The 3021-nt window shown below is 35.2% G+C and carries 3 protein-coding genes; all 3 read left to right on the top strand.

The window, feature by feature from the left end; translation table 11 throughout:
* The coding region (locus ACJML3_RS06450) for a hypothetical protein (RefSeq protein WP_406021651.1) at positions 1-762 on the top strand (762 nt) is incomplete at its 5' end.
* Entirely contained in the window at positions 759-1703 is a 945-nt protein-coding gene (locus ACJML3_RS06445) for a type IV secretion system protein (RefSeq protein WP_406021649.1), read from the top strand. The genes ACJML3_RS06450 and ACJML3_RS06445, both read left to right, overlap by 4 nt.
* A 325-nt stretch (positions 1704-2028) precedes the next feature.
* Positions 2029-2775 (top strand): dihydrofolate reductase family protein, encoded by a 747-nt coding sequence (locus ACJML3_RS06440; RefSeq protein ID WP_406021647.1) that lies wholly within the window; start codon positions 2029-2031, stop codon positions 2773-2775.
* Positions 2776-3021: the final 246 nt, after the last annotated feature.

Here is a 3021-nt window from a genome sequence, read left to right as displayed (position 1 = left end):
AAACTTTTTTGTGCAATTTTTTTCTCTTTGTTCTGTTCTTTTGCCTTTTGCAGAGAATACACATCATCAGTGGTTGTGGCAAAGACCAGTTCAATTATCAGTCAGTTAAATGAAGGTCTTGATGTTTTAAAGCAGATGTCTGATAAAAATACAAAAGATCTGAGTGAACTTAAAAACAGCATAAATGAGCAGAACAGAAAAAATGAGAAAAACAGCACTTTTTATAACAAGAAATCCTGGGAAAAGGTTAAGAGTCTTACAAAGGATTACCTTTTGCTCCTTGAGGCAAGCTATGCATTTGCAAGAAATTCACAGACACAATCACAAATGAATGCTGATGAACAAAGAGCTTTAGCTTGGTCAATGTGTTTATCTGACGGTCAGTGCAATTTCAAAAAGATAAATACACTGTTGCAAAAAAACGATTTTCAGCTTTCAGCCTTTATAAAAGAGAATGCTAAAAACACTCAATCAACGCTTATAGACAGCATTGAAAAACTAAATGAGCTTTCATTGGAGGCACAAAGCAGTGAAGGACTGAACAGCTCTATTGATGCTCTGACAAAGGTAAGTACCACACAGGCAAATGTCCTTGTAGCTTTAAATACCCAGATAAGTAATCTTGCAAAGCTCAAAGCTCAGATATTGGCAAATGAAAAAGAAAAAGCTCATCTGACAGCACTTGCAGACAGCAAGGCAATGAAAGCAGATACTAATGTCCGATCTGATCATATGTCTTCATTGCTTGGAGATATAAAATGAGAAGAATATTAAGTCTGCTTGTCCTGTTAACTTTTCTTTTACTTCCTGAGTATGCATCGGCACAGGCCCTGAATGCAGATAATATTCTAAGCTCTCTGTCAGAGCATTTTATAAATGAGGTAAGACTTACAGCTGAGCCTATAAAACAGGCTGCAACAAGACTGTTTTTTCTTCTTTTACCAATTGCAATTGTCCTTCAGGGATTAAAACTTATTTTCCGTTCAGGAAACTATATGAGTTTTTCTCTTGAGATGGTAAAACTTACACTTATTACTGGTATATATCTTTTTTTACTAAACAATGGAGAGACTATTGGAATTAGTATCGTAGATTCATTATGCTCTATTGTTTCAAGTGAAAAACAAGGACCATCTGAACTTATCGATCTTATATTCAATATTACAGGCAGGATATCTAACATCTTAAATTCAATGGTACTGTCTACCACAGTATCTGTCATGTTCAGAATAATAACTTTCGTATTTATGATACTGCTCTGTCTTGTAGTCATTCGCTACTGTGCAACGTTCATTGGAGCCTATGTACTGTGTACTATAGGTGTTATTGTTCTTGGATTCGGTGCATACAGCAAAACAAGGATCTTTGCTGCAAACTATCTAAAAACAGTTATATCACTTGCTCTCTCACTTATGACCTACAATGTTATATTCAAGGCAACTACAACCTTACTTGAGAAAATAATGCTATCTTTTGAGCAAAGACAGGTAAGTTCCGATCCTCTTGTAATTGATGACTTTATCTATCTTCTGTTTACTGCACTTTTTATCTTCTGCGTATCAGGTTATCTTCCATCCTTAATAGGCTCTCTTGTCAGATATACAGGAAATGGAGCAAAAGATATGAATATCAAGTCAATATCAACAGTTGCAGGTGATGCAGCAAGATCAGCTAGTACGACATTAACAAAGCGTGTGATCTGATGACAAAGATAAAACAGGTTAACTTAAGCTAAAATTATTTAACTTTATCTAGCAAGAATTCCCCACCTCTATAGGTGGTTGGGATGAATTGCTCCACAATAGAGGCTGTAAATAATATATGAATTATAGTAAAATAAAAAAAAAGAACCGAGGGGCACTCGGGGATAGCCTGCTGTGAGGTAAAAGCTCACTGCTTAGCTCATTAGAGCTATCGAACAGGAATCCCTTACCTCTACAGGTAGGGTAGGATGTCACTTAAGATCCTAGAATCACATTTAGAAGTGTGTCAAACTATGCCTATACACCAAAATAAAAGTACATAGCTATGACAATGCAGAAAATTACCTGTCTTATGGAATGCTCAGTTGACGGCAGAATTGATGAATCAAGATGGTCTGTTCTTTTTGATAAGACAGGAGAAGGTCAGATTGACGTCTATAACGAAACTTTAGCATCAATAAATCCTGAGGTTTGCCTTATTGGTCGTAGTGCTGTATTCAGACATCACTGTAATAAAAAATTCTGTAAAAGTTCCTTCACAAAAATAAACAAGGCAAAACCTTTTTTGGGGATCAGAAAACACGGAAGAATTGCTGCTGTATTTGATCCAAAAGGAACAATAGCCTATGAAAACAACAACATATTTGGAAACGATCTGCTTGTTGTACTAGGTTATGATAGTGCTAGTGAAGAGTATCTGGAATTTTTAAGACAAAAAGAAATTTCGTATACTTTTGCAGGTGCTGATGGCTATCAGCTAAAAGAAGCTCTATCAAGTCTCTATTCAGATTTTGGTCTGAAAAATGTTCTTTTATGCGGAGGCGGAGTTTTAAACGGATCATTTCTAAAACAGAGTCTTATTGATGAACTTTATATAGTTCTTTATCCAGGACTTGACGGACTTTCTGGTGTAAGCTCAATTTTTGAATACAAAGGAAATTCTGACGAGTTGCCTTGCAAAGGACAGTCTTTAGAGCTTATAAGCTGTGAGGCTTTAAGAGCTGGAGTTGTAAGACTACGCTACCGCTTTCACTACTATACACTTGAGAATCAAACCAAAACAGGTAATTAGATTTGCGCTGATATGTAATCATGTCTGCATAGGATTATTGTAATTTTGTTCATCTGAATAATAAAATAAAGATCTGATAAATACTTTAAATATACATCTGTATTAGGCTCAATAAATATCGAATATACAAAGTTGAATTAACTGTAAATTCAGCTAAAATACATATAGTTACTATATATTCTGGATATAAAAATGACCGAAAAGACATTCAAACCATTGCCACTTGGCAATGAGGACTTTGTTTCA

Origin of the sequence: Succinivibrio sp. (assembly GCF_045124615.1) — a bacterium.
GTDB classification, from domain to species: Bacteria; Pseudomonadota; Gammaproteobacteria; order Enterobacterales; family Succinivibrionaceae; genus Succinivibrio; species Succinivibrio faecicola.
This window is presented reverse-complemented; position numbering and strand designations above follow the sequence as displayed.

What these genes read in the sequence shown, in the direction of transcription:
- ACJML3_RS06445 (WP_406021649.1), top strand. Translation starts at nt 759, where the DNA reads ATGAGAAGAATATTAAGTCTGCTTGTCCTGTTAACTTTTCTTTTACTT.
- ACJML3_RS06440 (WP_406021647.1), top strand. Translation starts at nt 2,029, where the DNA reads ATGACAATGCAGAAAATTACCTGTCTTATGGAATGCTCAGTTGACGGC.